At 70.6% G+C, this 26,654-nt stretch carries 25 protein-coding genes; 9 read left to right on the forward strand and 16 right to left on the reverse strand.

The features are described 5' to 3' along the window. Positions 1-96: 96 nt before the first annotated feature. On the forward strand, positions 97-969 hold the full coding sequence (locus HDA41_RS30270; protein WP_184989546.1) for an LLM class flavin-dependent oxidoreductase: 873 nt from the start codon (positions 97-99) through the stop codon (positions 967-969). Between the two features lie 26 nt (positions 970-995). On the opposite strand, the gene HDA41_RS30275 is transcribed toward HDA41_RS30270, so the two are convergent. The 6 genes from HDA41_RS30275 to HDA41_RS30300 form a co-directional block, all read right to left on the reverse strand. Continuing rightward, a complete protein-coding gene (locus HDA41_RS30275; protein WP_184989548.1) occupies positions 996-1,307 on the reverse strand; it encodes an ArsR/SmtB family transcription factor in 312 nt (103 codons plus the stop codon). 76 nt (positions 1,308-1,383) lie between these two features. Continuing rightward, the gene (locus HDA41_RS30280; RefSeq protein ID WP_184989550.1) at positions 1,384-1,683 is read right to left on the reverse strand and encodes a hypothetical protein; all 300 of its coding nucleotides are present in this window, start codon (positions 1,681-1,683) and stop codon (positions 1,384-1,386) included. Between the two features lie 149 nt (positions 1,684-1,832). Next, positions 1,833-2,597, reverse strand: a complete 765-nt coding sequence (locus HDA41_RS30285; protein WP_184989552.1) for a class I SAM-dependent methyltransferase — start codon at positions 2,595-2,597, stop codon at positions 1,833-1,835. A 90-nt stretch (positions 2,598-2,687) separates the two neighbouring features. Then, positions 2,688-3,884: an aminotransferase class V-fold PLP-dependent enzyme gene (locus HDA41_RS30290; protein ID WP_184989554.1), complete on the reverse strand. Its 1,197-nt coding sequence runs from the start codon at positions 3,882-3,884 to the stop codon at positions 2,688-2,690. A 5-nt stretch (positions 3,885-3,889) separates the two neighbouring features. Beyond that, complete coding sequence (locus HDA41_RS30295) at positions 3,890-5,209, reverse strand: pyridoxal-phosphate dependent enzyme (protein WP_184989556.1); 1,320 nt, start codon at positions 5,207-5,209, stop codon at positions 3,890-3,892. Then, a complete protein-coding gene (locus tag HDA41_RS30300) occupies positions 5,206-6,672 on the reverse strand; it encodes a Y4yA family PLP-dependent enzyme (RefSeq protein WP_184989558.1) in 1,467 nt (488 codons plus the stop codon). Before HDA41_RS30300 ends, HDA41_RS30295 begins: the two co-directional genes overlap by 4 nt. 352 nt (positions 6,673-7,024) lie before the next feature. Between HDA41_RS30300 and HDA41_RS30305 the strand changes: the two genes are divergently transcribed. Continuing rightward, positions 7,025-7,705, forward strand: a complete 681-nt coding sequence (locus HDA41_RS30305) for a response regulator (protein ID WP_184989560.1) — start codon at positions 7,025-7,027, stop codon at positions 7,703-7,705. A gap of 133 nt (positions 7,706-7,838) precedes the next feature. Then, entirely contained in the window at positions 7,839-8,537 is a 699-nt protein-coding gene (locus HDA41_RS30310; protein WP_184989562.1) for a class I SAM-dependent methyltransferase, read from the forward strand. Here the strand turns inward: HDA41_RS30310 and HDA41_RS30315 are convergent. Then, complete coding sequence (locus tag HDA41_RS30315) at positions 8,524-9,984, reverse strand: serine/threonine-protein kinase (RefSeq protein ID WP_184989564.1); 1,461 nt, start codon at positions 9,982-9,984, stop codon at positions 8,524-8,526. The two genes, HDA41_RS30310 and HDA41_RS30315, sit on opposite strands and share 14 nt — an antisense overlap. Before the next feature lie 235 nt (positions 9,985-10,219). Here HDA41_RS30315 and HDA41_RS30320 point away from each other — a divergent pair, with 235 nt between their 5' ends. Next, a complete protein-coding gene (locus tag HDA41_RS30320) occupies positions 10,220-10,711 on the forward strand; it encodes a protein kinase domain-containing protein (RefSeq protein WP_184989565.1) in 492 nt (163 codons plus the stop codon). 204 nt (positions 10,712-10,915) lie between these two features. On the opposite strand, the gene HDA41_RS30325 is transcribed toward HDA41_RS30320, so the two are convergent. Next, complete coding sequence (locus HDA41_RS30325) at positions 10,916-11,080, reverse strand: hypothetical protein (RefSeq protein ID WP_184989567.1); 165 nt, start codon at positions 11,078-11,080, stop codon at positions 10,916-10,918. Between the two features lie 346 nt (positions 11,081-11,426). Here HDA41_RS30325 and HDA41_RS30330 point away from each other — a divergent pair, with 346 nt between their 5' ends. After that, positions 11,427-12,047 (forward strand): hypothetical protein, encoded by a 621-nt coding sequence (locus tag HDA41_RS30330; protein WP_230299649.1) that lies wholly within the window; start codon positions 11,427-11,429, stop codon positions 12,045-12,047. Positions 12,048-12,052: 5 nt separating this feature from the next. Here the strand turns inward: HDA41_RS30330 and HDA41_RS30335 are convergent, their stop codons facing one another. Further along, positions 12,053-12,616, reverse strand: coding sequence for a DUF488 domain-containing protein (locus HDA41_RS30335; protein WP_184989571.1), 564 nt, complete (start codon positions 12,614-12,616; stop codon positions 12,053-12,055). Positions 12,617-13,523: 907 nt separating this feature from the next. On the opposite strand from HDA41_RS30335, the gene HDA41_RS30340 reads away from it, so the two are divergent. Further along, complete coding sequence (locus HDA41_RS30340) at positions 13,524-14,774, forward strand: acyl-CoA dehydrogenase family protein (RefSeq protein ID WP_184989573.1); 1,251 nt, start codon at positions 13,524-13,526, stop codon at positions 14,772-14,774. 94 nt (positions 14,775-14,868) lie between these two features. Here HDA41_RS30340 and HDA41_RS30345 read toward each other — a convergent pair whose 3' ends face one another. From HDA41_RS30345 to HDA41_RS30365, 5 genes are read right to left on the reverse strand one after another with little or no spacing between them, the layout of a single operon-like run. Beyond that, positions 14,869-15,450: a GAF domain-containing protein gene (locus HDA41_RS30345; protein ID WP_184989575.1), complete on the reverse strand. Its 582-nt coding sequence runs from the start codon at positions 15,448-15,450 to the stop codon at positions 14,869-14,871. Between the two features lie 31 nt (positions 15,451-15,481). Then, entirely contained in the window at positions 15,482-16,084 is a 603-nt protein-coding gene (locus HDA41_RS30350) for a GTP-binding protein (protein WP_184989577.1), read from the reverse strand. After that, positions 16,062-16,439, reverse strand: coding sequence for a DUF742 domain-containing protein (locus HDA41_RS30355; RefSeq protein ID WP_184989579.1), 378 nt, complete (start codon positions 16,437-16,439; stop codon positions 16,062-16,064). Before HDA41_RS30355 ends, HDA41_RS30350 begins: the two co-directional genes overlap by 23 nt. Before the next feature lie 2 nt (positions 16,440-16,441). Continuing rightward, positions 16,442-16,870 (reverse strand): roadblock/LC7 domain-containing protein, encoded by a 429-nt coding sequence (locus tag HDA41_RS30360; protein WP_184993855.1) that lies wholly within the window; start codon positions 16,868-16,870, stop codon positions 16,442-16,444. Between the two features lie 50 nt (positions 16,871-16,920). Beyond that, positions 16,921-18,525: a sensor histidine kinase gene (locus HDA41_RS30365; RefSeq protein ID WP_184989581.1), complete on the reverse strand. Its 1,605-nt coding sequence runs from the start codon at positions 18,523-18,525 to the stop codon at positions 16,921-16,923. A 458-nt stretch (positions 18,526-18,983) separates the two neighbouring features. Between HDA41_RS30365 and HDA41_RS30370 the strand changes: the two genes are divergently transcribed. Further along, entirely contained in the window at positions 18,984-19,943 is a 960-nt protein-coding gene (locus tag HDA41_RS30370; protein WP_184989583.1) for an FAD-dependent oxidoreductase, read from the forward strand. A gap of 145 nt (positions 19,944-20,088) precedes the next feature. On the opposite strand, the gene HDA41_RS30375 is transcribed toward HDA41_RS30370, so the two are convergent. Next, positions 20,089-21,618, reverse strand: coding sequence for a helix-turn-helix domain-containing protein (locus tag HDA41_RS30375; RefSeq protein ID WP_184989584.1), 1,530 nt, complete (start codon positions 21,616-21,618; stop codon positions 20,089-20,091). An 84-nt stretch (positions 21,619-21,702) separates the two neighbouring features. Further along, positions 21,703-21,903, reverse strand: a complete 201-nt coding sequence (locus HDA41_RS30380; protein ID WP_184989586.1) for a DUF4236 domain-containing protein — start codon at positions 21,901-21,903, stop codon at positions 21,703-21,705. A 265-nt stretch (positions 21,904-22,168) separates the two neighbouring features. On the opposite strand from HDA41_RS30380, the gene HDA41_RS30385 reads away from it, so the two are divergent. Continuing rightward, positions 22,169-24,964, forward strand: coding sequence for an aconitate hydratase (locus tag HDA41_RS30385; RefSeq protein ID WP_311772164.1), 2,796 nt, complete (start codon positions 22,169-22,171; stop codon positions 24,962-24,964). Positions 24,965-25,131: 167 nt separating this feature from the next. Next, entirely contained in the window at positions 25,132-26,649 is a 1,518-nt protein-coding gene (locus HDA41_RS30390; RefSeq protein ID WP_184989590.1) for a sensor histidine kinase, read from the forward strand. The last annotated feature ends 5 nt before the right edge of the window (positions 26,650-26,654 follow it).

Consider the following 26,654-nt stretch of genomic DNA (forward strand, 5'->3'; position numbering starts at 1 on the left):
GGCGCGCGCTGCCGTCGGCGAGACCTCTCACGGCGTCAAGAGCCAAGCGCCATAAAGCAGTTGTTCACCTCGGAACACTGGGGTAGGTAAGGGCCCATGACTACTCTTGGTGCTGTTTTCCGGCCTCAGCTGCCCCCCGAGAAGCTGCGTGACATAGCCCGTGCCGCCGAGGCGGCGGGACTTGAGGAACTGTGGTTCTGGGAGGACTGCTTCCTGGAGAGCGGGATCGCCACCGCGTCCGCCGCGCTCGCCTGGACCGAACGGCTGCGGGTCGGCATCGGACTGCTGCCCGTGCCCTTGCGGAACGTCGCCCTCACCGCGATGGAGACCGCCACCCTGGACCGGCTCTTTCCGGGACGCTTCACGCTGACCGTCGGACACGGCGTGCAGGACTGGATGGGGCAGGTCGGCGCGCGGGCCGAGTCGCCGGTCACGCTGCTGCGTGAGTACCTCGACGCGCTGCGGGCGCTGCTGCGCGGCGAGCGCGTCACCACGGACGGGCGGTACGTGAAACTGGACGACGTCGGCCTCGACTGGCCCCCGCCCACCGCTCCCGAGGTGCTCGCCGGCGTCACCGGCCCCCGTTCGCTGCGTCTGTCGGGCGAGGCCGCCGACGGCACGCTGCTCAGCGAGGCCATCCCGCCGGACGGTGTGCGCAACGCCCGCCGGCTCATCGACGAGGGCCGCGCGGCGGCCGGCCGCACCGGCTCCCACCGCGTGGCCGTCTATCTCCTCACCGCCACCGGGCCGGACGCCGCCGCCCGCCTCCAGGCCGAGCGCACCGCATCCGGCACGGACAAGATCCCCGGCCTGGGAGTCACCGGCGACGCCGCCGCGGTGGCCGAGGCCGTTCAGCGCCTGGTCGCCGCCGGCGCCGACACCGTCGTCCTGGAACCCACCGGCGATGAGCCGGACCCCGAGGGCTTCGTCCGCTTCGTGGCCGAGGACGTCCGCCCCCTCGTCCCGTAACCCGGCGAAGAGGGGCGCCGGGTGCGCTACTCCTGTGCGTGCCGGATGGCGTCCAGCACGATGTGCGCCACGTGGTCGTCGGTGAGGGTGTACCGCGTCTCGCGGGCCTGACGCCGGGCGGTGACGATTCGGGAGGTCCGCAGCACCCGCAGGTGCTGGGAGACCAGCGGCTGGCTCACGCCCAGGGCCGTCACCAGTTCATGGACGTACTTGCCGCCGCCGGACAGCTCGCGCACGATGCCCAGCCGAACGGGCGAGGCCAGGGCGCGCAGCAGCTCGCTGGCCGCGTGCAGGGTCTGGTCCGGATCGTCCGTCGGGGGAGAGGGCGTCGTTGTCATATGCACACATTAGCATATGGCAACGATTTCCAATACGTATCGATGGTCCCTCGGTGACCACCGGCGGCCGGTCCCGTCAGTGGTCGTCCCAGTGTCCCGCGTGGGCGGCGTGGCGGTGGCCGTCGTGCACGTAGTCGGTGTGGTCGCCGTGCCGCACCGCCAGATGGCCGCAGTCGTCGCCGTGCTGGTGGTCGTGGTTCTGGTGCGTCGCGTGAGCGCCGTTCGCGCACTCGTCGACGTGGTCCGCGTGCATCCGGTGGATGTGGCCGTCGTGGGCGTAGTCCGTGTGATCGCCATGGGTGAAGGCGACGTGGCCGCAGTCGTCGCCGTGGGCGTGCGCGTGGTTCTCGTGGGTGAGGTGCTCGGCGGTGGTCATGGGGGTGGCTCCTTGTGTGTGGCTCGTGCGGCCGCGGTGCTTCGGCCGGGGCTGTCATGGCGACATTAACATATAGCGATTCCTGCATGTATTGTCCGGGTGCCTGCCGCCGCCCGCCGGCCGGGGGCGGCGCAGGGGTGACGCCCGGGTCAGCGAACCGCGACCACCACGCAGCTGTCGCCGTACTGCCAGACCGGTCCCGCCGTGGCGAAGCCCGCCTGCCGCAGCAGCTCCAGATGGGCGGAGAGGGGGAGTTCGGCGGGGCGGCCGGTGTCGAGAGATGCCTCGCGTCGGCGGCGCTCGGCGAGCAGGTCCGTCAACTCGGGGTCGTCGGCGACGGCGGCCCACCAGGAGCCCCAGTCCTCGTGCGCGAACACCCGCTGCCGGTCGGCCCGGCACTGCCCGACATGGGCGGCGATCCCGGCCGGGCCCGTGTCGTCCTGGGGGAGATGGTCGCCGTTGACGAGGACACCGCCGGGCCGCAGCAGCGCGGCGAGCTGCCGGTAGACGCGCAGCAGGGTGTCGCGGTCGAGGTAGTGCAGGGCCGTCGTGGAGACGGCCGCGTCCAGGGGCCGGTCCAGGTCCAGGGCCCAGGTCCAGCCGGGTGCGCCGATCTCGGCGTCGACGTAGCGGGCCGCGTCCGGGTGGTGGGTCCGGCCCAGCTCCAGCAGCAGGGGATCCCGGTCCACGGCCACGATCTCCGCGTCGGGCAGCCGCCGGACCAGCCGGGCCGCCAGCGAGCCGGGCCCGCAGCCCAGGTCGACGACGAGGGGTGGGGAGCCGTGCCCGGCCGTGACGTGCTCGACGACATCGGCGATCACCGTGAACCGCTCCTCGCGGTCGACCGCGTACCGCTGTTGCTGGAGCTCCCAGCGCTCCACCCATCGCTCCGCCGTTGCCAGACTCAGCCCCATCCGGTCGCGCCACCTTGCCGTCTCGCACCTGACTCTTTCCGGACCGAGCCTACAGGTGGAAACGGTTCCCATTATGCCTAGTGGGGTGAGTCACTGGAGTGAGGCGAGGACGGACAGCAGCCGGTCGATCTCCTCAACGGTGTTGTAGACATGGAGACTCACCCGGACCGAACCGGTCTTCTCGCCCGCGTCGCCCTGGCAGTGGTTGTCCGAGCGGACCATGAAACCGTGGCTGAACAGGATGAAGCCCAGGTCGCCCGAGTCGATGGCACGGTGCCGCAGGGTGACGATGCCCAGGCGCCGCTGCACGGCCGAGTCGGCGGCCAGGCTCAGCGGGCAGCCGAGGATCTCGTAGGCGTCCAGATGGCGCAGCCCCTCGGTGAGCCGGGCCGCCAGGGCGACCGTCCAGCGCTCGACGCGCTCCACACCGGCGGCGTCCAGCCAGTCCAGGGCCGCTTCGAGCGAGGCGATGCCCACGGTGTTCGGCGTGCCGCTCCACCCGCCGGGCGTGAAAGCCGGGCCGCGCGCCTGCCGGGCCCACACCGCCCCCGAACCGGGCAGGGCCAGCGCCTTGTGCCCGGAGAAGACGACGAAGTCGACGTCCAACTCGGCCACGGACACCGGCAGATGCCCGACGCTCTGCGCCGCGTCCAGGCAGATGACCGCGTCCGGGCCGACCGCCCGGCGGATGCGCTGCACGTTCATGTCGCCGCCGTAGACATGGTGCACATGGGTGGTGGCGACGAACCGCGTGCGCGGCCCGGCCCGTTCGGCCAGCGCGCGGTGGTCGTAGTCCCCGGAACCGCTCTGGTACGGCATCGGCGCCACCCGGATGTGCACGCCCTCGCGGGCGAGCAGCCGCTGGGCCTCCCACCAGGGCGCGATGTTGGCCTGGTGGTCGGCGTCCGGTACGACGATCTCGTCGCCGTCGCGCAGGAACCCCGGCAGCCAGTCGCGGGCGATCGTGCGCAGCCCCTCGGTCGTGCCGCTGGTGAAGTGGACGGCGGAGCGCTCGGGCTGCGGATCCCCGAGGAACCGGGCGACGCGCTCGCGGGTGCGCTCGACCAGCTCCGTGGTCCGGTTGGCCCAGGGGTAGGTGCCGCGTGCCACGTTGGCGTTGTTGGTGGTGAGGTACGTCTGCGCGGCGTCCAGGACGGCCTGCGGCTTCTGTGCCGTCGCCGCGCTGTCCAGATACGCCAGCTCCGGGTGCCCGGTGATGATGGGGAACTGGGCGCGCAGCGCCTGCTGCCACTGGCGCAGATCATCGCGGATCGCGGGTGCGGTCATGGCCGTCAGTCCCGCACCAGGGGCGCGCCCGCGTCCCGCCAGGCGATGATGCCGCCGGCCAGACTGCGTACGTCGGGATGGCCCATCCGGGTCAGCAGCGCCGCGTACCGGGCGGACTGCTCGCCCACCGGGCACGCCAGCAGCACCGGCCGGCTCCGGCTGAACGGCAGTCCGCCCTGGAGGAGTTCGGCGAACAGCTCGTCGACGATGTTCACCGACCCGTCGATGTGCAGCGCCGCGTACGCGTAGGGGCTGCGCAGGTCGACCACGAGCGGCCCCTCGGTGTCGATCCACCGCCGGGCCTCGGCCACCGTGACCGACGGCGCCCCGCCGACCTCGGCGTCGGTCAGATCGGCCGGCGAGTTCTTCCGGGGCGGCCGGCCCAGCAGGTCGGGACGCCGCTGCCGGACGTAGCTCAGATAGCTCTCCACGCGGTCGCAGACGATGAACACCGCTGTCCGGCGCTCGGTCAACTCCTCGTCGACGGCGCGCAGATGGCGGACGGCCCCGTGGTAGGCGGCGCCTCCGGTGGGCCCGCCCAGGATGCCGCAGCGGCGGTTCAGGGTCAGCATCCCCTCGATCGCCTCGTCGGAGCTCACCGACTCCATCGTGTCGTACGTGTCCGGGTCGAACAGGCCGACCTCCTGCACCTCGTCGATGGTGCGGATTCCGGGGATGAAGTCGGACTTGGCCGCGACCAGCCCGACCACCCGCACCGAGGGATCCTCCTCCCGCAGCGCGCGGGCCACGCCCGTGGAGGAACCGGCCGTGCCCACACAGGCGACGAACCAGTCCGGCACCCGGCCGTCCAGGTCCTTGACGATCTCCGGGCCGGTGCCGGTGAGATGCGCCTCGGTGTTGCGCGGGTTGAAGTACTGGTCGGTGTGGAGGTAGGTACTGCCGGAAGCGGACAGCGTGCGGTGGAAGAGGGTCAGCGGGTCGTCCGTCGCGGTCGGGTCCAGACACTCGCTCTGCCCCGGCAGCTCCTCGATCTGAGCGCCGAGCAGCAGCAGCAGGTCCTTGATCTCCGGCACCCGCATCCGGTTGGTGACGCTCTTGAAGCCCAGGCCGTGCATGCCCGCGACGACCGCCAGCGCCTTCGCGGTGTTGCCGCTGGACAACTCCACGACCTGGCTGCCGTGTTCGACCGCCTCGGCCAGCAGCGGACGCGCCATGTTCCAGGCCGCCCGGTCCTTCACCGAGCCGAAGGGGTTGAGCATCTCCAGCTTGGCGAACAGGTCGATGTTGCGCAGGCCGTGCACGGCCGGGTCGATCCGTACCAACGGGGTGTTGCCTATCGCATCGGTGATGCTGTCGTACCTCACTGAGCTCCCCCCGAGGGCGTGATCGGCCAGAACTGCTCGTCCAGGCACCAGCGCCAGGCGTCGCCGTCCTGCCAGGCGGCGACCTTGCGGGCGGCGGGCTGGTGCTGGGCGCGGGTGGCGTGGAAGTCCATGGCGTAACCGGCGGTGTTGGCGAAGGCCAGCAGGTCGCCGGGGACCGGGCGGCGCGGCAGGAAGACCGTGCGCCGCGTGATCAGATCGGTCTCCAGGCACAGGCCGCCGAAGAGATGGACGGCGACGGGCCCCTCGCCCGGCCCGGCTCCGCTTCTCGGGACGACGACCGGGTCCATCAGCACTCCGTGGTCCTCCAGGGCGATGTCGTCCGCCTTGGCGGCCAGCCGTACGAGCAGTGCCCCGCCCGCCTCCTGGGAGCGGACCTCCAGCACTCTCGCCAGGGTCACGCCGCACTGGTCCAGCAGAGCCCGGCCGGGCTCGCTGTGCAGGTCGTACAGGTGCTCCAGCAGCAGCGCGGCCAGCGGACGGCCGCCCAGGGAGGCGGCGGGCTGGGCCAGCAGCTCGTCCAGATAGGCCGCGCCGGCGACGGACCGGTGGGCGGGGTAGAGGCCGAGCACGCCGCGCACGGTGCCGGACTCGTTGCGCAGCCCGTAGCCGTGCCCACCCCACGTCAGAGGCGGTCGGCGGCCCAGGACGGCGGCCGTGAGCGCGCTCGTGTACGCCTCCCACTGCTCCCGCTCGGCGAGGTAACTGACCCCGAACCCGCCCCCGATGTCCACGGCCCGGGGCCGCAGTCCCCGGGCCCGGCACGCCTCCAGGGCCGCCAGGGACCCTTCCAGGGCGGTCGCCTTCTCCGCGACGCTCGTGGTGTCCAGGTGGTAGGCCACCCCCGTCGGCTCGACCGCGTCGCCGTGCCGCTCGACCGCCTCCAGCAGGGCGTCCAACTCCCGTACGGGCGTGCCGAAACGGCTGCGCCGGCTCAGCACCTTCACCCCCGACGTCTCGAACCCCGACAGCCGCAGCAGCACCCGCACCGGGGCCAGCGCGTGCTTGCGTACCAGCGCGGCGAGCTGGTCCAGCTCGGCGACTCCGTCGACGCCGACCGTGACGCCCGTGAGGGCCGCGAGCCACAGGAACTCCGGGTTCTTCGGACCCGTCGCCGTGATCCGGCCGGCGGTGAAACCGGCCCCCAGCGCGTGCTGCAACTCGCCCAGCGACGCGACGTCCACGCCCGCGTCGGTGGCGGCGAGCCGGCGCAGCAGCGCGCTGGACCGGTTCGCCTTGTGGGCGTAGTAGACCTGGCCGGACAGATGATGCCGGCGGTACACGGACCGGAACCGCTCCAGGTTCTCGGCGATCTGGTCCGGCACCACGACGTGCAGGGGTGAGCCGAGCGCGTCGGTGAGTGAGTGCAGCGTCCCGGTCGCCGCCAGGAGCGACCTGAGCCGTGGTTCCAGCCGCGGTTCGAGATACAAGGGCAGGCCACCCATGTGCGCTCCCTCCCCTGAAGCCGCTGCGCCCGGCATCCGGGCACGTCGGACACTCCCCGCGTTTCGCCGTATAGCCCATATCCATTCTTCGGCCGCTTTACGCCCTGTAAGGCCCAGGCCTGCCCCCGCGCCGGTGTGAAGCGGATCACGGTTTGGTCGCGCGACGCGCGCCCGGCGCGGGGCCGCGGCATCCGTCGTTCGGCCGAGCCTTCGCAGGTCGGACCGGTGTGTCGTGGCCGTTCGGCCGAGGCGGCGGCCCTCCGCCGCGACGCAGAGTGGGGTCCGGTCCGCCGTCCCCGGCAACGGGTGGCCGGGCCGCACGGGTTCGCGTGCCGGAACGGGAGAAGTGAGCATGGTCGTACGGGTGGTCGTCGTCGACGACCAGGACATGGTGCGCTCGGGATTCGCCGCACTGCTGTCCGCGCAGAGCGACATCGACGTCGTGGGGGAGGCGCCCGACGGCCGGCGCGGGGTCGAGGTCTGCCGCAGCACCCACCCGGACGTGGTGCTGATGGACATCCGGATGCCGGAGATGGACGGTCTGGAGGCGGCCCGGCAGCTGCTCGACCCGCCGCCGGGCGGGACGCACCGGCCCAAGGTGCTCATGCTGACCACCTTCGACCTCGACGACTACGTCTACGAAACCCTCCAGGCCGGCGCCAGCGGCTTCCTGCTCAAGGACGCACCCGTCGCCGAACTCGTCCAGGCCGTCCGGGTGATCGCGGCCGGTGACGCCCTGCTCGCCCCGTCCGTCACCCGCCGCCTCATCGAGGACATGACCCGGCGCCGCCCCCCGGCCGGGCGGCGGGCCCGGCTGCGGCTGAACGGCCTCACACCCCGGGAGACGGAGGTTCTCGGCCTGGTCGCGCGGGGCCTGTCCAACACGGAGATCGCCGGGACGCTGGTGGTGGCCGAGCAGACGGTCAAGACCCACATGACCCGGCTGATCACCAAGCTGGGCGTCAGGGACCGGGCCCAACTGGTCGTCCTCGCCTACGAGTCGGGTCTGGTCGTGCCCGGATCGACCGGCTGAGTCCGCAGGCCCCGGGCGCGTGTCATACCCAGGTGCGACACCGCGGTTGGCACCCGGGTGTGACGCGCGGCCCGCCTCCCGCGCCCTACCGTCACCGCGCCCTGACCACGGACCGTACGCACGGAGCGCCCACATGCACCAGCCCCTCGACATCGACCACGTCATCCGCCTCTACCGCACCTACGCCGACGACCTCGGCCGGGTCCGCGAGGAACAGCGCGCGCTGCTCGCACCGCCCCACGCGATGAAGGCCCAACTCGACGACATCGAGGCGGAGATCACCTATCTGCTGCTGCGCGAGGCCCGGCCGCAGACGGTCGTGGAGATCGGCACCTTCCACGGCTGGTCCACCACCTGGATCCTGCGCGCCCTGCGCGACAACGGCACGGGCCATCTCTACTCGTACGACGTGGTCGACCACGTCCTGCGCGAGGTGCCCGGCCAACTCGCCGAGGGACGCTGGACCTTCACGCAGGGGGACGTGCGGGAGAACCTGGAGAAGGTCCCCGACACCGCGGACTTCCTGTTCATCGACGCCGCGCACTCCGCGCGTTTCGCCCGCTGGTACGTCCGGCACCTGCTGCCGCGCATGCGGCCCGGCATACCCGTGTGCGTCCACGACGTGTTCCACGGGCGCCGGGCGCTGCCGTTCACCGAGGGAGCGGTGGTGCTGCGCTGGCTCGCCGAGCGGGGCAATCGGTACTTCACGGCGTCCCGGGCGCACGCGCCGGAGATCCACGACCGGCTGAACGACGTCAAGCGGAGTGTCGCCCTCGGACATCCCGTCAAGGACAGCACGGACAACCCCATGATCTTCTTCAGCTTGTCCTGAAGCCGTCCCTGACCTTGTCGAAGACCGGGCGGTAGGTGTCCCACTGCGCCTCGGGCGCCGAGAGGTAGATGTCGTACTCGCGCCCGCCCTCGCGGCCGTAGCCGAGGTCGATGGCGCGGAACGTACGGGCCCGGCCCTGGAAGGTGAACTCCCAGATGGCGGCCGGCTGTTCTCGGAAGGTCGTGCGCTGCATGCGGAGCCGGCGGTAGGTCGGGTAGTTGACCTTGGTGTTCGCCTCGATGTCGGCGAAGTGGTCGGCGGGGTTCGGGCCCGCGGGGGCGACCGTGCCGATGGTGATTTCGGCGAGGCCGGAGGGGGCGGTGTAGGTGACTTGTTCCGCTGTGCGGGTTCGGGGCTTCCAGCCGTCCGGGATGAGGAAGGAGATGCCGAGCTTCGGCTGGTGGACGAGGTGGTAGCCCTTGGGGGTGGGGGGTGGGCTTGTGTCGTCGTCGGGTTTGGTTGTGTCGTGCGGGGCCGTTGCGTACAGGGTGGCGCCCACGGCCAAGGTGGTCAGGGTCGCGGCGATGGTGGTCATGCGCCGGCGCCGGCGCCGGCGGGTGCGGGTGGCTTGTGGCTGGTCGCGCCCCGCGGCGGAGCCGCCTGTCGACACAGCCTCGCGCCCCTTGGGGGCGCTGTTCGCCACCGTTCTGAGGGAACGTTCTGTCTCCTCCGCGGAAGGACGGGCCTCCGGTTCCCTGGCCAGGAGGGACTCTATGAGTGGGGCCAGCGGGCCGGACCGGCGAGGTGGGGTCAAGGGGTCCGTGGCGATCGCGTACGCCGTTTCCATCGCCGTCGCGCGGCGGAACGGGGGACGGCCCTCCAGCGTCTGGTACAGCGTCGCGCCCAGGGCCCACAGGTCCGATGCCGGGCCGGGGGTGAGGCCCCTGACGCGTTCCGGGGCCATGTAGTCGATGGAGCCGACCATCTCGCCGGTCCTGGTCAGCGTCGACGAACCAGCCGTCATGGCTATGCCGAAGTCGGTGAGGACGACCCGGTCGCCCGCGCCGAGGAGGACGTTGCCGGGCTTGACGTCGCGGTGCAGGACGCCGGCCTCGTGCGCGGCGCGGAGGGCGCCCACCATGGCCAGGCCGATGCGGGCCGCGTCGTGGGGCGGGAGGGTCCGGCCGTCCTGGAGGAGGTCGCCGAGCGTGTGCCCGGGGACGTACTCCATGACGACACAGGGGCGGCCGTCGTCCTCCACGACGTCGTGCACGACGATCACGTTGGGGTGCGTGACCCGCGCGGCGCTGCGGGCCTCACGGCGCATGCGCTCGTACAGCGTGCCGAGCTCGTCGGCGGACAGATGCGGCCGCTCGTGCAGCTGCTTCAGGGCGACCTGGCGTCCCAGCAGCTCGTCGTCGGCGCGCCACACCGTGCCCATGCCGCCCCGGCCGATCCGCTCGTCGAGCCGATAGCGCCCGGCGACGAGTCGCCTCTGGTCCGACACCGTGTGTCCTCCGCCACCTTGTCCGTCTTGGGCGCCTTGATGCGCCCTGGTCACCATAACGGGCGACCCTGGGCCGGCCCGGGCCGGGAGTGAGGCGGATCACGGCCCCGGTCCTCGGAGGGGGTCCCGACGGAGGCTTCCTACCCTGGCGTCCCGCGCCGCCGCAGGGCGGACGGGGGCGGAGTGGACCGGCGACGTCGCGGGTGGTTTCACCGGTGGGAAGGTGCGTGAGCCCGTGCTCGACCGCACGCAGGACACGGCGACGGGCGTGGGCTGCGCCCTGCTCCGGCAGGGGCAGCGGATCAACTCGGCGCTCGTCGTGGACCGCCGGCTGGGGGAGGGCGCCTTCGCCGAGGTCTGCCGGGTGCGGCACCACATCCTCGGCTGGCAGGCCCCGAAGCCGTTCAGGCACGTGGCCTCGCTGGAGGCGACGTCCCGGATGCTCGACGAGGCCCGGATCCTGTCCACCCTCGGGCACCCCGACATCATCCGGGTGTTCGACGCCGGCACCGTGCAGACCTCCGAGGGCGTGCGCGGCTACATCACCATGGAGTACGTGGCGGGCGGCAGCCTGGAGCGGCTGATGGAGTCCCACTCGGGCGTGGTGCCCGTCGGCGAGGTGACCGCCGTGCTCCGGCAGGCCGCCGAGGGACTCGCCGTCGCCCACGAGCGGCCGCACCCCATCGTCCACCGCGACCTGTCCCTGGCCAACGTGCTCATCAGCTAGTCCTCCGGCCGGGCTGCGTCGGGCAGCGGCAGCTCACCGACGGGACCGACGGCGCGTGCAGGGTCCCCGGCGCGGTGGGCGCGACACCGCGCGCGAGACCGGCGGAGAAGGTCATCGCTGGTCTCCTCGGTGCGTGGGCGTGCGACTCGTACGGAATCGACACGGTGCGGCCCCGGCGCGGGCGGGCCCTGCCGGACGTACCCGTCAGCATGGGCCGACCTGCTCGGGACCCTTCCCCGTGTCCGCCCGGCCGCCGCTGCGGGGGCGCCAGCGGGCGCGCAGTTCCGCGGCCGCCGAGGCGGCGAGCTCGGTGGCCGGATGGCGCAGTTCGCCCCTGGGCCGCTGCCCGCCGACGTGCAGCCGCAGCATCTCGACGGCCGTCTCGGCGTCACGGCCGCCGCGTCGGCCTCACCCGGCGCGGTGCCGCCAAGCTGAGGCACCTTCTTCGCCCCTCGCATCGGCCCAGAACGCGGGCCACACCCACGCGCGCAAGGGGAACCTACTGCGTACGGGGAAGGTTACTCACAGTCTCCCCAGAGCCTCCATCAGCCGCACGTACGCGCCGGTCCTCGGCGATCGGGCCCCTGTAGCGCGCCGGTGACATTCGGGACGAACCCGTAGCAGGCGGGCAGGGCAACGTCTGCGGGGGGTGACGGGTCCTAGTGAGTGCAAGGGCTGAAGCCCGCGCATTCACACGAAGACCATGGGGGAAAACATGTCCGTCCGTACCCGACGCATCCGCACCACCGCGGCCGCGCTGGCGGCCGCCGCCGGTGTCGCCGCAGCCGCCGTCCCGGCCGCTGCCGCCACCGCACCGACCTCCACCACCCCCCGGTTCCTGGAGCCGGCCGAACTGCCTCCGCACCCGACCTCGCCCTGGTACGCCGGTCCGGTCACCGCCGGTCAGCCGGACCCGCTGCCGGTGTGCGTGGGCGAGGCCCTGCCGTCCATCGCTTCCCACCGCTCGTACTGGACCGAGTACGACACCAGCGCGCAGCAGATCACGGTCGTGGAGCGCGACGTGCAGCGCGCCAAGGACTTCGCGGCGCTGCTGCGCAAGGACATCGCCGGTTGCGCGAAGAAGCTGATGGAGCAGGACCCCGACATCACGGCGTCGCAGAAGTACTACGGCCGGCTGAACGTCGAGGAGGGCGCCCATGTCTACGGCCTCCACACCGCTTCGGCGTGGGGTTCCTCCGACATCGGCCTGTTCTCGGTCGGCCGCGACGGCAGGACCGTGACGGTCGTCCTGTGGGGCCAGATGGGCAACTTCCAGCACGCCCAGGTGTCCGACTTCAAGACCACCACCGTCACGGCCGTCAACAAGCTGTACTGACGGGCTCAGCCGCGGGCCGGCTCGGTGCGGCCGTCGGGGCCCTCGTCACCGTCGTACACGAGAAGCCCGTCGTCGCGCAGGCGCGCGCCGGGCGTCGGCGCATGGGCGCTGAGGCGCCCGTCGTGCATGAGGTGCTGAGCCGGTACGCCGCGGGCGAGCACCGCGAAGTCGGCGATCAGCCGGCGGTGGCAGCGCCACCAGACCGCCTCGCTGCACATCACGGCGGTGCGGCACTGCGAGGCCTCGCGCAGCACCCGGTCCATCGCGGTGACGAACTCGGGGGAGCGGGTGTGGGCGGCGTAACCGCGGAAGGAGGCGTTGCGCCAGACGATGTCCGGGCTGTCCACGGGAGGTGTGCGGAATCCGCCGAGGGCGGGTTCCCACCGGTAGGCGATGCCGCAGCCCGGCATCCACTCGGCGAGCCGCCGCCGCGACAGATCGGGGTCGCGGCGGCTGCCGGGGGCGGTCCGCACATCCACGACGGCCGTGACGCCGGCATGACGCAGCAGATCGGCGATCCGGTCCCGATCGGCGGTGCTGTGCCCGAAGGTCAGCAGAAGCGTGTCCACACCGTCGGACTTTCCCGTTCTCGCGGACCCACACGAGGAGGGGCCACATGACGGAGACGCGTGAACGGGAGTACGCCGGTACGGAGCCGGCCTGGCTCAAGAAGAGACTTGGCCGGCACGACCGAATACACCCCGAGTGTCACGGAAACCTGCGTGGGGCCCTGACGGCTGCCGGTCTGCCTGAGGTGGCTGGGGAGGACTGAGGCGGTTGGGACGGGGCGGTGGCACCCTGCGGTGGGTCCTCCGGCGGGGTGGGACGAGTAGCTTTTCTCACAGGTGGTCTCTTCATCGTCGGCATCCCGCCTGGAGGTCGTCATGGACGTCCTGGTACTTATCGGCCGCATCGGCGCTGCTCGGGCAGGTCACCCGCACGCTTCAGAGGCCGATCTCACAAATCGCGCACTTGTCCCCAGTGTGCAGCCCACTCGTCTGCCTGTGGGGCTCTGACCTGGCCTGTATTGCCTGGCCGGGGTCCTTTCCGTGCAGGTACCCCCTTCGCTGCCTCTGACTCTTGGGGATGACCATGGCCGATCTGCGTCGGTGGATCACGCTGGCGGCCCAGACACGGGTCCTTATCGGTCAGGCGTGACGTGGCTGGTTCGGTCATGGTGCGCTGCGGTCAATTCGCCGGGCAATCACCTGATAAGTGGGGCTGTGTCGATATGTGGTGGGTGCTGTTCGCGGCTGAGCGGTTTCCGATCGGGAGGTGGGACGGAGTGGACAAGTGACGTACCACATCGCACAGTTGGAGACGGAAGGCAAGAGCGACAGTTTCGGCCAAACCTGTATGATGATCTTGGCTGAGATGGATCGACAAGTAGACAATGTGCGAGGTGAGTCAGCCAGACGGCAACGAAGCCCGACGGACGACCTCTGACTCCGGACGGGGTAGCAGACAGGAGAGATTGTGGAACGCTACTTCACCAGCAGGTGGCATGAGGATCTCCGGCTTCGGGTGCGTGAGTTCGCCGAACACAAGGTGCGGCCCCGGATCGCGGAGATGGAGGCTTCGCGAAGGGTGGCCCACGAGCTGTCCCTACTCATAGCGCGACAGGGATGGATCGGGGTGACCATCGGCAAGGAGTACGGCGGCATGGGGGCCGGACACCTTGCCAAGACGATCATCATCGAGGAACTCTCCCGTGTCAGTGGGGCCATGGGGGCCATGGTGCAGGCATCCCAGCTCGGCGTCGCCAAGATCGTCCATTTCGGCAACGAGCGGCAGAAACAGACCTGGCTGCCGCGCATCGCCGCGGGCGACTGCCTGCCCACGATCGCGGTCACCGAGCCGCAGTCCGGCGGTCACGTTCTGGGCATGGGCAGCACCGCCGTCCGCGACGGCGACGAATACGTTCTCAACGGCCGCAAGGTCTTCGTCGGCAACAGCCACGTCGGTGACCTGCATGGCGTGGTCGTCCGCACGGGAGAGGGATCGAAGGGACTGTCGGCGTTCCTCGTCGAGGCCGACCGCCCCGGCTTCTCCCTGGCCCCGCAGCAGCCCGCCATGGGACTGCACGGTTTCAGCTTCGGCGAGCTGATCTTCGACAACTGCCGGGTGCCGGCCGAGAATCTGCTCGGCTCGGAGGGCCAGGGCCTGGCCGTCGCCTACTCCTCCAGCGTGCTCTACGGCCGGCCCAACCTGACCGCTGTCTCCCTCGGGATTCACCAGGCCGTCTTCGAGGAGACAACCGCTCTGTGCATCGAGCGTGAGCGGTACGGCGCGCCGCTCGGCGCAGTCAACAACATCAAGCTCAAGCTGGGCAGGATGAAGTCCCGGCTCATGACGGCCAGGTTGGCCGCCTACCACGCGGTGCACCTGCTCGACCAGGGCCTGCCGTGCGACGCGGAGCTGATGAACGCCAAGTTCCTCAACGTCGAGTCCGCCATCGAATCGGCGAAGGACGGCATGGACATCCACGCCGCAGCCGGCCTGTTCACCGATCGCCCGATCGAGCGCTACCTGCGCGACGCCCACCACATCTACGCACCCGCCGGCACCTCCGACGTCCAACTGCTGCGCCTGGGGGAAATGGCGCTCGGCGAGGCCAAGGGCCAGTGGTCCGAGCGTCTGGCCGACCTGGTGCGGACGGTACCGGCCCAGCGCCGGGAAGAGCAGTCCGAGCCCTTGCCGCTGGAGACGGTCGGCCACACGGGCTGAAACTCGCAGGGAGCCGCCGACACAGCGTCGTGCCCGCGGCTCCCCCACCATGCATCAAGGGGCCCGGTGGTAGCCGGCCGCCCCTCACACGTGCTCAGATCCCGCCCTTGCGTTCCATTTCGGCGATGCGGTCCATCAGTTGCTGCGCCATCGACTTGATGGTCTCCAGGCCCGCTCGTCCCCATGGACGGGTGTCGGTGTCCACGACGCAGATCGTCCCCAGGGCCATCCCGGTCTGCTGGTCGATCAGCGGCGCGCCCATGTAGGAGCGGATGCCGATCTCGTCGACGACCGGATTCCCGGCGAACCGCGGATAGTCGCAGACGTCCTCCAGTACCAGTGCCTTGCGCCGTACGACGACGTGCGGGCAGTAGCCGTGGTCACGGGCCATCACCCGGCCCACCTGCGGCCCCGGCTGCAGCTCCATACCGGGCCGGCCGGCCGCGTAGAGGCCGGCGAAGTACTGGCGGTTCTCGTCGATGAAGTTGACCATCGAGAACGGTGCGTTGGTGACGCGCGCCAGGTCGGCGGCGAAGTCGTCGAACTCCTCGACCGGGCCGTCCCCGATGCCGATGTCGCGCAGCCTGGCGACGCGGGCGGGGGCGTCCCTGTCCTCGGGGGTCAACAGCAGGTGGGAGGTCGGGTCGTACTGGCTGTAGGGAACCGGGGTGGACATGCAGGCTCCAATCGGCCGCGCTGAGTGTGTGTCAGCGCAGCGGGTCAGGCTCCGCGGACGGTACGCCGGGAGTCGAGGTGAGCAAGTGCTGTACGAGTGAGATCAACACGCTGGTGCTGGAGGCGCACTGCCGCGCGTCGCACATCACGACGGGGACGTCGGGCTTGAGGGCGAGGGCCGCGCGGACCTCGTCGGGCGTGTAGTGATAGGCGCCGTCGAACTCGTTGACTCCCACGACGAAACCGATGCCGCGACGTTCGAAGAAGTCGACGGCCGCGAAGCAGTGTTCCAGCCGGCGTGTGTCGGCGAGGACCACGGCGCCCAGAGCCCCGTTGGACAACTCGTCCCACATGAACCAGAACCGTTCCTGTCCGGGCGTTCCGAACAGGTACAGGATGTGTTGATCGTCCAGGGTGATGCGACCGAAGTCCATCGCCACGGTGGTGGTCGACTTGTCCTCGATGCCGACCAGGCTGTCCGTGCGGGCACTGACCTGAGTCAGCAGTTCCTCGGTACTCAACGGCTCGATCTCGCTGACTGCTCCTACGAAGGTGGTCTTGCCCACCCCGAAGCCTCCGGCAATGAGGATCTTCAAGGCGGTACGGAAGGGGTCAGAGCCGCTTACGAAGGCCATGCAGCACCGCCTCCAGGAGATTTCGGTCGGTTGGGGAGCCCGCCCTCATGACGTGCGGCGCCCGCGTGGTGAGCGCGTCGTGCTGCACGAGGTCGGACAGGAGAACTTTGGTGATGACGGCCGGCAGCCGCATGTGAGCGGCTACCTCGGCAACCGACAGGGGGACACCGCACAGGTCCAGGACCTGCTCGTAGTCGGGGCCCAAGTAGGCGTTCGGCCGGATGCCGGTGGCCACCACTTGGGTGAGCAGGTCGAAGTGCGCCGAGGGACGGGTGCGACCGTTGCTGACGGTGTACGGGCGTACCAACCGCCCGGCCTCGTCGTCGAGCCACGCCTCGTCCTGCGCGTCCGTCATCCTCAGCGCCTCGGATCATGGGCCGCGGCGGCCGCCTGTTGCCGGGCCGGGGTGGCGAGATACGTGCGGACACTCTTGACCAGCTTGGCCATCTCGTAGCCGAGCACGGCCGCGTCGGCCTCCCGCCCGGCCAGGACCGCCAGACAGGCCCCGGAGCCCGCCGCGCACACGAACAGCAGTGCGGTGTCCAGCTCTACGACCACCTGACGCACGTCCGCGCCATCGGCGAACCGCATGCCTGCGCTGCGCGCGAGGGAGTGCAGACCGGATGCCACGGCCGCCAGGTGTTCTGCTTCGTCGATGGTCTCCAGCCCGTCGAATGCCTTCGCCAGTCCGTCCGAGGACAGCAACAGTGCGCTGCGGGCGTGGGGGACCCTTTGGACGAGCCCGGTCAGGAGCCAGTCGAGATTCTGGTTCTGGACGGTAGGCATGTCGCTCACGGTGGCGTTCTTCTCCTCGGGGGTGGTGTGAAGTCTGCGGGTCAGCGAGAGCTTTCAGCGGAACTGTCATCGGGTTCGTTCTCGGCGAGACCGAATCCTCGCTGGAACGTGGCCATCAGCCCTGGATCGTGCTCCACCTCTTGTTCGTTCCCCCTGTGCATGCCGGGAGCGTCCCGGAGCTGCGGCACGAGGTGCTCCTGCGCGTTGCGCTGCGGCAGCGGCGGCCGCTCGTCGTCGGCCGGCCCGCTGGTGTGCGAGGTCCCCCGGTCGTACGGCTGCGCGGCCTCCACGGGCCCTGCGTGCCGCGACGCCATGGGCATTGGCGCGGCTTGGCGCAGCGGCTGTGCCGTGGGCGGCGGCGCCGCCGGGCGGGCGGCCGGCTGTGCCGCGGGCGGCGGCGCCACGGGGCGGGCGGCCGGCTGTGCCGCGGGCGGCGGCGCCACGGGGCGGGCGGCCTGCTGCGCCGCGGGCGGCGGGCCCACGGGCTGGGCGGCCGACTGTGGCGCGGCGGCAGCCTGAACCGGCCGGGCCATGTCGGCAGCCTGGTGCGGTGCCTCCTCCGGTTCGTCACCGACCAGTCCGCGCGGAATGATCAAGATGGCCTGGATGCCGCCGAAGATGTTGTTCTGCAGCCGGACCGCGAGGCCATGGCGGCGGGCCAGCGCGGAAACCACGTACAACCCGATTCGGCCGTCCGCGAGCAGCTTGCCGATGTCGATACGGTCCGGCTCGGCGAGCAACTGGTTGTACCGGTCCTGCTCCTCCAGCGGCATGCCGAGACCGCGATCCTCGACCTCGACCGCCAACCCCGCGGCCACCCGCTGGGAACGCAGCAGTACCTGGGTGTGCGGATCCGAGAAGGCCGTGGCGTTCTCGACCAGTTCGGCGAGCAGGTGGATGACGTCGGCGACGGCGTGACCGCGTACCGTCCCCTCGATCGGCGGCACCAGTTTGACCCGGGAGTAGTCCTCGACCTCGGCGATCGATGAACGCAGTACCTCGGTCAAGGTCACCGGGCGGGTCCACTGGCGGCGGGAGACGGAGCCGCCGAGCACGGCGACGTTCTCCGCGTGCCGCCGGATGCGGGTGGCGAGGTGGTCCACGTGGAAAAGGCCCTTGAGCAGGTCCGGGTCCTCAACCTCGTTCTCGAGCCGGTCGAGCATGCTGATCGCACGGTGGACAAGGGACTGCAGCCGCCGGGCGAGGTTGACGAAGACCTCGACCCTCTCCTTGCTGTCCTGCCCGCCGTCCTCGGAGGGCTTCGCGGCCGTCGCGGCGTGCGCGCCCTGTGCGGTGACCGTCTTGGTCTGCCACAGCAAGACGTTGATCTCGTAGGCCAGACGACCGTGTACGTCGCCCTCGGGCGGGGCGTGATGGGTGAACGAAGGCTGCTCGATGCTCTCCCCCCGGCCCAGTCTCTCCAGCAGGTCCTGGAGTTCCGTCTGTCCCGCGGCGACCGCGCGGCGCAGTACCTCGTACTGCCGCAGTGCCCTGCGGGCCTCGGTGCGGCCGGCGAACACGGCCCCGACCAGAACGCCCGTGCCGAGTACGGCGCCCGTGGTGAGCACGCCCCAGGTGGCGGCGTCGGCGGCGCCGGTCTGAGCAAGCAGTACGTAGATGATCAGGGCCGCCGCGAGAACTGCCATGAGGACAGCGGGCCACAGTGCCAGGCGTACCGAGCGGGACCGGGTGACCGCAGCGGTTGGCTGATTCTGGACTGTCCGCCTGGCGTGCCTGTTGCGCGCCGGGCCCGCCGCGGTCGTTGTTCGACCGGCGTCCGAGCGCGCTGTGAATGTCGGGGAATCGGGCATCGAAGTCCTCTCGATCAGCCAGTTCGGACACCTGGCGGCGCAGCGCAAACCAACCGTGAAATCGGTTTCGCGAAGGGAGGGTTATTCGGTCGGCCACCCTACGCCAGTCTCATCCATGTGGCGTAATCACATGGGTAGTCACTTGACCATAAAGGGGACTTACCGGACTGCTGAAACGATTACTCTGCCCTCGGCGTCGGCACGCCACATGGTGCTCGAGCAGAGCACCGGCCCGCGGAGCGCGACGGGATGCAGCCCAACCCGCGGAGTGCTCGAACGGCTACGGTCGGACCATGCCAACGAACGAGAGGATCGTCGTCCTGGGTGGCGGGGTCTCCGGACTCACGACGGGAGTCGTGCTGCTGGAGGCCGGGCTGTCCGTGCGGTTGGTCGCCGAGGAGATCCCCGCCCGTACATCACTCGTGGCCGGCGCGATCTGGGGTCCGCACCTTGTCGAGCCCTGGGCGGATGTCCGGGAATGGGGGCTCACGTCTCTCGACGCCTTCCGGCGTCTCGCCGAGGAAGGCAAGGCCGGTATCCGTATGGCAAACGGGATCATGGCGGCCCGGCAACCCTTCGAGGAACCACCGTGGAGCAAACTCCTCTCCGACTTTCGGGAGGCTGACGCCTCCGAGCTTCCTCACGGCTTCCTCTCCGGTCACCGTTTCACCGCCCCGGTCGTCGACATGCCGGTCTATCTCGACCATCTGCGGCGCCGTTTCCGCGATCTCGGCGGAAGGCTTGAGCAGCGCGTGATCTGCTCACTCGACGAGTTCGCTGGTGTGTCCGCCGTCGTCAACTGCGCCGGCATGGGCGCCGCCGCGCTGGCCGGCGATCTCACGTTGCGGCGAACGCGTGTACATCAGCTGGTGGTTGAGAATCCGGGCGTCACGGAGTTCTTCTCCGAGCTCACAGGACCGTCGTCCGTCCTCGTCCACTTCTATCCGCACGGGGACACAGTCGTTCTGGGCGGCAGTGCGACCGACGATGACGGTGGTGTGGCGGGAGACGCGGCCGCGGCGCACGGCATCGTCGAGCGTTGCGCCGCGGTCGAGCCGAGGCTGGCTGATGCCCGGGTCATCGAGCATCGAGTGGACGTCCGGCCGACGCGCTTCGAGGTGCGGGTCGAGTTCGATCACCGTGAAGACGGCATCCCTGTGATTCACAACTACGGGCACGGTGGAGCCGGAGTGACGCTGTCGTGGGGTTGCGCGCGGGAGGTCGCGCAGTTGCTCGCCGAGGGGCTTTGGTGACGCTGACCGTGCCGCGGAGCTCGCCGCGTCACGACAACGTCGCGGCGGCCGGCCGGGTGATGGAATTCCCAGAGAAGTCCCACCGCCGCGCTCCTTCCAGACCCGCGTCAGGGCAGGGCGGACGGGGCGCGGCGGCATCAGGCGTTCAGATGTCCCGGAACGTCTCGATCTGTGCCCCGATCGAGTTCAGCCGCTCGGCCAGGTCCTCGTAACCCCGGTTGATGACATACACGTTGCGCAGCACCGACGTGCCCTCGGCCGCCATCATCGCCAGGAGGACGACCACGGCGGGGCGCAGGGCGGGCGGGCACATCATCTCGGCGGCGCGCCAGCGGGTCGGGCCCTCCACCAGGACGCGGTGGGGGTCCAGCAACTGCAGCCGTCCGCCGAGGCGGTTGAGGTCCGTGAGGTAGATCGCGCGGTTGTCGTAGACCCAGTCGTGGATGAGGGTCTTGCCCTGGGCGACCGCCGCGATGGCCGCGAAGAACGGGACGTTGTCGATGTTCAGGCCGGGGAACGGCATGGGATGGATCTTGTCGATCGGCGCCTCCAGCTTGGAGGGCCGGACGGTGAGGTCCACCAGCCGGGTGCGGCCGTTGTCGGCGAAGTACTCGGGCGTGCGGTCGTGGTCGAGGCCCATCTCCTCCAGGACCGCCAGTTCGATCTCCAGGAACTCGATCGGCACCCGACGCACCGTCAGCGCCGACTCGGTGACCACGGCCGCCGCGACGAGGCTCATCGCCTCGACCGGGTCCTCGGAGGGGGAGTAGTCCACGTCCACGTCGATGGTCGGCACGCCGTGCACGGTGAGCGTGGTGGTGCCGATGCCGTCGACCTTGACGCCGAGGGCCTCCAGGAAGAAGCACAGGTCCTGGACCATGTAGTTGGAGGACGCGTTGCGGATGACGGTGATGCCGTCGTGCCGGGCGGCGGCGAGCAGCGCGTTCTCGGTCACCGTGTCGCCGCGCTCGGTCAGCACGATGGGGCGGTCGGGGCGGACCGAGCGGTCCACCACCGCGTGGTACTGGCCCTCGGTGGCGGCGATGTCGAGACCGAACCGGCGCAGGGCGATCATGTGCGGCTCGACGGTGCGCGTGCCGAGGTCGCAGCCGCCGGCGTAGGGCAGCTTGAAGTGGTCCATGCGGTGCAGCAGCGGACCGAGGAACATGATGATGGAGCGGGTGCGGCGGGCCGCGTCCGCGTCGATCGACGCCAGGTCCAGCTCGCCCGACGGCACGATCTCCAGGTCGACGCCGTCGTTGATCCACCGGGTGCGGACGCCGATCGACCCCAGCACCTCCAGGAGGCGGTACACCTCCTCGATGCGGGCGACGCGGCGCAGCACCGTGCGCCCCTGGTTGAGCAGCGAGGCGCACAGCAGCGCGACACACGCGTTCTTGCTCGTCTTCACGTCGATGGCGCCGGAGAGACGGCGGCCACCGACCACCCGCAGGTGCATCGGACCGGCGTAGCCGAGGGACACGATCTCGCTGTCGAGGGCCTCCCCGATGCGCGCGATCATCTCAAGGCTGATGTTCTGGTTGCCGCGCTCGATCCGGTTCACGGCGCTCTGGCTTGTTCCGAGGGCCTCGGCCAGCTGCGACTGCGTCCAGCCCCGGTGCTGCCGGGCGTCACGGATGAGCTTGCCGATGCGTACGAGGTAGTCGTCTGCCATGTGGTTGAGATTATCTCGGATATGAGATGGCGCCCGGCCAGAGCGTCCGTGCGGGTGACGGGAGGTCAATCCTCCCCGGTCGCCTCAGTGTCGGCGCGTCGTGCGCGTGCGCCGCCACCCGAAAGGTCCGGGCAAATCCATCGATGTCGTACGACGTCCCGTACTGCTGCGGGTGTAACGCGGGCCGTCCTTTCCGCCGCCGGTCGTGATGGACCAGGAGCGCTTGTTGATGTTCAGGCGCACCCCCGGAAGGATCCGGAAACTCTTGCGGAACGTGAGCGGCATGCCTGTCTCCTCTCGTGGGGCGTGGCGTGGATACCTGGTTCGGATACCCCGGAGAGGGATGTGCATGACCGCATGGCGGACGCCGGGGCATGACCAACCGGCCTCGGTGTACTAGAGTTATCTCGACATCGAGATATCTGTCGAGGAGCACCGCAGCCGCCACCTCGGTAAGGCTCACCTAACTTAGCCATACCTTAGCGGATCGGTCGAGATGCCGTGGCGGCAGGATCGTGGTGGTACGCGCACATCAATGAAGGAGACTGTCGTGTCGGCGAACAGCTTCGACGCCCGCAGCACGCTGCAGGTGGGCGACGAGTCGTACGAGATCTTCCGGCTGGACAAGGTGGAGGGCTCGGCCCGCCTTCCGTACAGCCTCAAGGTCCTGCTGGAGAACCTGCTCCGCACCGAGGACGGCGCGAACATCACCGCCGACCACATCCGCGCCCTCGGCGGCTGGGACTCGCAGGCCCAGCCGTCGCAGGAGATCCAGTTCACGCCGGCCCGCGTGATCATGCAGGACTTCACGGGCGTTCCCTGTGTCGTGGACCTCGCGACCATGCGTGAGGCCGTGAAGGAGCTGGGCGGCGACCCGGCGAAGGTCAACCCCCTCTCGCCGGCCGAGCTGGTCATCGACCACTCCGTCATCGCCGACAAGTTCGGCACCAACGAGGCCTTCGCGCAGAACGTCGAGCTGGAGTACGGCCGCAACCGCGAGCGCTACCAGTTCCTGCGCTGGGGCCAGACGGCCTTCGACGACTTCAAGGTCGTCCCGCCCGGCACCGGCATCGTCCACCAGGTGAACATCGAGCACCTGGCCCGTACGGTCATGGTCCGCAACGGCCAGGCGTACCCCGACACGCTCGTCGGCACCGACTCGCACACCACCATGGTCAACGGCCTCGGTGTGCTGGGCTGGGGCGTCGGCGGCATCGAGGCCGAGGCCGCCATGCTCGGCCAGCCGGTCTCCATGCTCATCCCGCGCGTCGTCGGCTTCAAGCTGACCGGTGAGCTCACCCCCGGCACCACCGCCACCGACCTCGTGCTGACCATCACCGAGATGCTCCGCAAGCACGGCGTCGTCGGCAAGTTCGTCGAGTTCTACGGCGAGGGCGTCGCCGCCACCTCGCTGGCCAACCGCGCCACCATCGGCAACATGTCGCCGGAGTTCGGCTCCACCGCCGCGATCTTCCCGATCGACGACGAGACCCTCAAGTACCTGAAGCTCACCGGCCGCTCCGAGCAGCAGCTCGCGCTGGTCGAGGCGTACGCCAAGCAGCAGGGCCTCTGGCTGGACCCGAAGGCCGAGCCGGACTTCTCCGAGAAGCTGGAGCTCGACCTGTCGACGGTCGTCCCCTCCATCGCCGGTCCGAAGCGCCCGCAGGACCGCATCGTCCTCGCCGAGGCCGCCCAGCAGTTCGCCAAGGACGTCCTCAACTACGTCGAGGCGCCCGTGGCGCAACAGGCCACCGCCGCCTCCCCGGTCGACGAGGCGAGCGACGAGTCCTTCCCGGCCTCCGACGCCCCGGCCTACGGCAACCAGGAGAACGGCGCCGGCGCGCCGCAGCACGCCGACGGCACCGGTGCCGCCGTCCCGTCGAACCCGGTCACCGTCACCGCCCCCGACGGCTCGACCTACGAGATCGACCACGGCGCCGTGACCGTCGCGGCCATCACCTCCTGCACCAACACCTCCAACCCGTACGTCATGGTCGCCGCCGCGCTGGTGGCCAAGAAGGCGGTGGAGAAGGGCCTGACCCGCAAGCCGTGGGTCAAGACCACGCTCGCCCCGGGCTCCAAGGTCGTCACCGACTACTTCGACAAGGCGGGCCTGACCCCGTACCTCGACAAGGTCGGCTTCAACCTCGTCGGTTACGGCTGCACCACCTGCATCGGCAACTCCGGCCCGTTGCCGGAGGAGGTCTCCAAGGCCGTGAACGACAACGACCTCGCGGTCACCTCGGTCCTCTCCGGCAACCGGAACTTCGAGGGCCGTATCAACCCCGACGTCAAGATGAACTACCTGGCGTCCCCGCCGCTGGTCGTCGCCTACGCCCTCGCGGGTTCCATGAAGGTGGACATCACCCGTGACGCCCTGGGCGCCGACCAGGACGGCAACCCGGTCTTCCTGAAGGACATCTGGCCCTCCGAGGCCGAGGTCAACGACGTCGTCGCCAACGCCATCGGCGAGGACATGTTCTCCAAGTCCTACAGCGACGTCTTCGCGGGCGACGCCCAGTGGCAGGCGCTGCCGATCCCGACCGGCAACACCTTCGAGTGGGACCCCGAGTCCACCTACGTCCGCAAGCCCCCGTACTTCGAGGGCATGACGATGGAGACCACCCCGGTCTCCGACATCTCCGGCGCCCGTGTGCTGGCCAAGCTGGGCGACTCGGTCACCACCGACCACATCTCCCCGGCCGGTGCGATCAAGGCCGACACCCCGGCGGGCAAGTACCTCACCGAGCACGGTGTCGAGCGTCGCGACTTCAACTCCTACGGCTCCCGCCGAGGCAACCACGAGGTCATGATCCGCGGTACGTTCGCCAACATCCGCCTGCGCAACCAGATCGCGCCGGGCACCGAGGGCGGCTACACGCGTGACTTCACGCAGGAGGACGGCCCGGTCTCCTTCATCTACGACGCCTCGCAGAACTACCAGGCCGCCGGCATCCCGCTGGTCGTCCTGGCCGGCAAGGAGTACGGCTCCGGCTCGTCCCGCGACTGGGCGGCCAAGGGCACCGCGCTCCTCGGCGTCAAGGCCGTCATCGCCGAGTCGTACGAGCGCATCCACCGCTCGAACCTCATCGGCATGGGCGTGCTCCCGCTGCAGTTCCCGGAGGGCCAGTCCGCCGAGTCCCTCGGCCTGACCGGTGAGGAGACCTTCTCCATCGCCGGCGTCACCGAGCTCAACGAGGGCACCACCCCGCGCACGGTGAAGGTCACCACCGACACGGGCGTCGAGTTCGACGCGGTCGTCCGCATCGACACCCCCGGTGAGGCGGACTACTACCGCAACGGCGGCATCATGCAGTACGTGCTGCGCAGCCTGATCCGCAAGTAAGCGGACCGGCAAGGCAGTTCACGGCAGTTCGAGGGCCGCGTTCCCGGGTGACCGGGGGCGCGGCCCGCGCCGTTGCCGCCAGGACGGGGCGGGCCGCCGGCACGGGTCATCGCCCGCGCTCAGGCTGAACACAGGGTTCCCCCAGCGGGCCGGGACAGGATCGGTACATGTCTGGCACCCCCGGGTCACTGCACATCCGGCTCCTCGTCCGCGTCGGTGCCGTCCTCGCCGCCGTCTGTGCCGCGATGGCGCTCGCCGGCGTCCTCGCCCAGCGGGCGTATCTGCTGGACCGTCTGGACTGCCGGGTCATGGACGCCGCCGAACACGGTCTGGCCCGGGCCTCGCTGCGGCCGGACGACAGCCGGGACCTCACGTTCCTCGGCGTCACCGGGCACCCCGACGGGCTGCTCGCCGCCCGGCTGGACGCGCACGGCACGGTCACGGCCGGGGCGGTGACCGGCCCGGACGCCCCACCGCGCGCCCTGACCCCCGGCCAGGGCACCGCCCTGCGCGGCATCGCCCCCGACGGCACGTCCCACACCCGCACCGTCCCCGGCCTCGGCACCTACCGGGTCACGGGGCTGGAGGCGAGCGGCGTCCGTGTCCTCGCCGGACTGCCCCTGGAGGACGTACAGGAGATGACGCACCGCTTGGCCGTGGTCGAGGCGGTCGTCGCAGCGGTCGGGCTCGCCGTCGCGGGCTGCGCCTGTGCCGTGGTCGTACGGCGGCAGCTGCGTCTCCTCGGCCGGGTCGCCGCCACCGCCGCCGAGGTCGCCCGGGCGCCGCTCGGCCGCGGCCCGCTCGGCGGGCTGCCCCGAGTGTCCGAGGCGGACACCGGCCCCGGCAGCGAGGCAGGGCAGGTCGCCGCCGCGCTCAACCGCCTGATCGACCATGCCGAGCATGCCCAAGCCGAACGCCGCCGGAGCGAGGAGCGGCTGCGCCGCGGTGAGGAGCGCATGCGCCGCTTTCTGGCCGACGCCGGCCACGAGCTCCGTACACCGCTGGCGTCCATCGTCGGCTACGCCGAACTCATGAACCGCGGGACCGGCCCGGTCGAGCAGACGCCGGCCTGGCGCCGGGTCGCCGCCGAGTCGGCGCGCATGACGGTCCTGGTCGAGGACCTCCTGCTGCTGGCCCGGCTGGACGAGGGCCGCCCCCCGCCGTCCGCCGAGGTGGACCTGGCGGCGCTGGTCGCCGAGGCCGTGTGGCAGGCAGGGGCGGCGGACGCGGAGCACACCTGGCGACTGGCGCTGCGCCTCGACGCGCCGGCGCTGGTCACCGGCGACGAGCCGGCCCTTCGCAAGGCCGTGGCGAACCTCCTCGCCAACGCCTGTGCGCACACCCCGCCCGGCACCACGGTCGTGGCCGCGGTGGAGTCCACCGCGGCTCGCCGCGTCGTCCGCGTCCGCGACGACGGCCCCGGCGTCCCGCCGCTCCTCCTCGCCACAATCTTCGACCGCTTCACCCGCGCCGACGCCTCCCGCTCGCGCAGCGGCCCGCAGGCCGCGGGATCCGGTCTCGGACTGGCCGTCGTCGAGGCGATCGCGTCCGCACACGGCGGGCACGCGCGGGTGCGCAGCGCACCGGGGCACACCGAGTTCACCCTGGACCTTCCTCCCGCCGAGGCGACGGAGGGTGAACCGCCCGTGCCGGCCGAGGCGTTGGTGCTCTCCGAGCGGCGGTGACCGCC

The sequence above is a fragment of the Streptomyces caelestis genome (assembly GCF_014205255.1).
In the GTDB taxonomy this organism is placed as follows: Bacteria; Actinomycetota; Actinomycetes; order Streptomycetales; family Streptomycetaceae; genus Streptomyces; species Streptomyces caelestis.

Excerpts from the sequence above, each read along its gene's own strand:
- HDA41_RS30350 (WP_184989577.1), bottom strand. The coding sequence starts at position 16,084 with ATGGCCTTCGTAAGCGGCTCTGACCCCTTCCGTACCGCCTTGAAGATC.
- HDA41_RS30365 (WP_184989581.1), bottom strand. The coding sequence starts at position 18,525 with ATGGCAGTTCTCGCGGCGGCCCTGATCATCTACGTACTGCTTGCTCAG.
- HDA41_RS30370 (WP_184989583.1), top strand. The coding sequence starts at position 18,984 with ATGCCAACGAACGAGAGGATCGTCGTCCTGGGTGGCGGGGTCTCCGGA.
- HDA41_RS30280 (WP_184989550.1), bottom strand. The coding sequence starts at position 1,683 with ATGACCACCGCCGAGCACCTCACCCACGAGAACCACGCGCACGCCCAC.
- HDA41_RS30300 (WP_184989558.1), bottom strand. The coding sequence starts at position 6,672 with ATGGGTGGCCTGCCCTTGTATCTCGAACCGCGGCTGGAACCACGGCTC.
- HDA41_RS30355 (WP_184989579.1), bottom strand. The coding sequence starts at position 16,439 with ATGACGGACGCGCAGGACGAGGCGTGGCTCGACGACGAGGCCGGGCGG.
- HDA41_RS30375 (WP_184989584.1), bottom strand. The coding sequence starts at position 21,618 with ATGGCAGACGACTACCTCGTACGCATCGGCAAGCTCATCCGTGACGCC.
- HDA41_RS30330 (WP_230299649.1), top strand. The coding sequence starts at position 11,427 with ATGTCCGTCCGTACCCGACGCATCCGCACCACCGCGGCCGCGCTGGCG.
- HDA41_RS30325 (WP_184989567.1), bottom strand. The coding sequence starts at position 11,080 with ATGCTGCGGCTGCACGTCGGCGGGCAGCGGCCCAGGGGCGAACTGCGC.
- HDA41_RS30305 (WP_184989560.1), top strand. The coding sequence starts at position 7,025 with ATGGTCGTACGGGTGGTCGTCGTCGACGACCAGGACATGGTGCGCTCG.
- HDA41_RS30270 (WP_184989546.1), top strand. The coding sequence starts at position 97 with ATGACTACTCTTGGTGCTGTTTTCCGGCCTCAGCTGCCCCCCGAGAAG.
- HDA41_RS30345 (WP_184989575.1), bottom strand. The coding sequence starts at position 15,450 with ATGTCCACCCCGGTTCCCTACAGCCAGTACGACCCGACCTCCCACCTG.
- HDA41_RS30285 (WP_184989552.1), bottom strand. The coding sequence starts at position 2,597 with ATGGGGCTGAGTCTGGCAACGGCGGAGCGATGGGTGGAGCGCTGGGAG.
- HDA41_RS30360 (WP_184993855.1), bottom strand. The coding sequence starts at position 16,870 with ATGCCTACCGTCCAGAACCAGAATCTCGACTGGCTCCTGACCGGGCTC.
- HDA41_RS30275 (WP_184989548.1), bottom strand. The coding sequence starts at position 1,307 with ATGACAACGACGCCCTCTCCCCCGACGGACGATCCGGACCAGACCCTG.
- HDA41_RS30390 (WP_184989590.1), top strand. The coding sequence starts at position 25,132 with ATGTCTGGCACCCCCGGGTCACTGCACATCCGGCTCCTCGTCCGCGTC.
- HDA41_RS30290 (WP_184989554.1), bottom strand. The coding sequence starts at position 3,884 with ATGACCGCACCCGCGATCCGCGATGATCTGCGCCAGTGGCAGCAGGCG.
- HDA41_RS30380 (WP_184989586.1), bottom strand. The coding sequence starts at position 21,903 with ATGCCGCTCACGTTCCGCAAGAGTTTCCGGATCCTTCCGGGGGTGCGC.
- HDA41_RS30310 (WP_184989562.1), top strand. The coding sequence starts at position 7,839 with ATGCACCAGCCCCTCGACATCGACCACGTCATCCGCCTCTACCGCACC.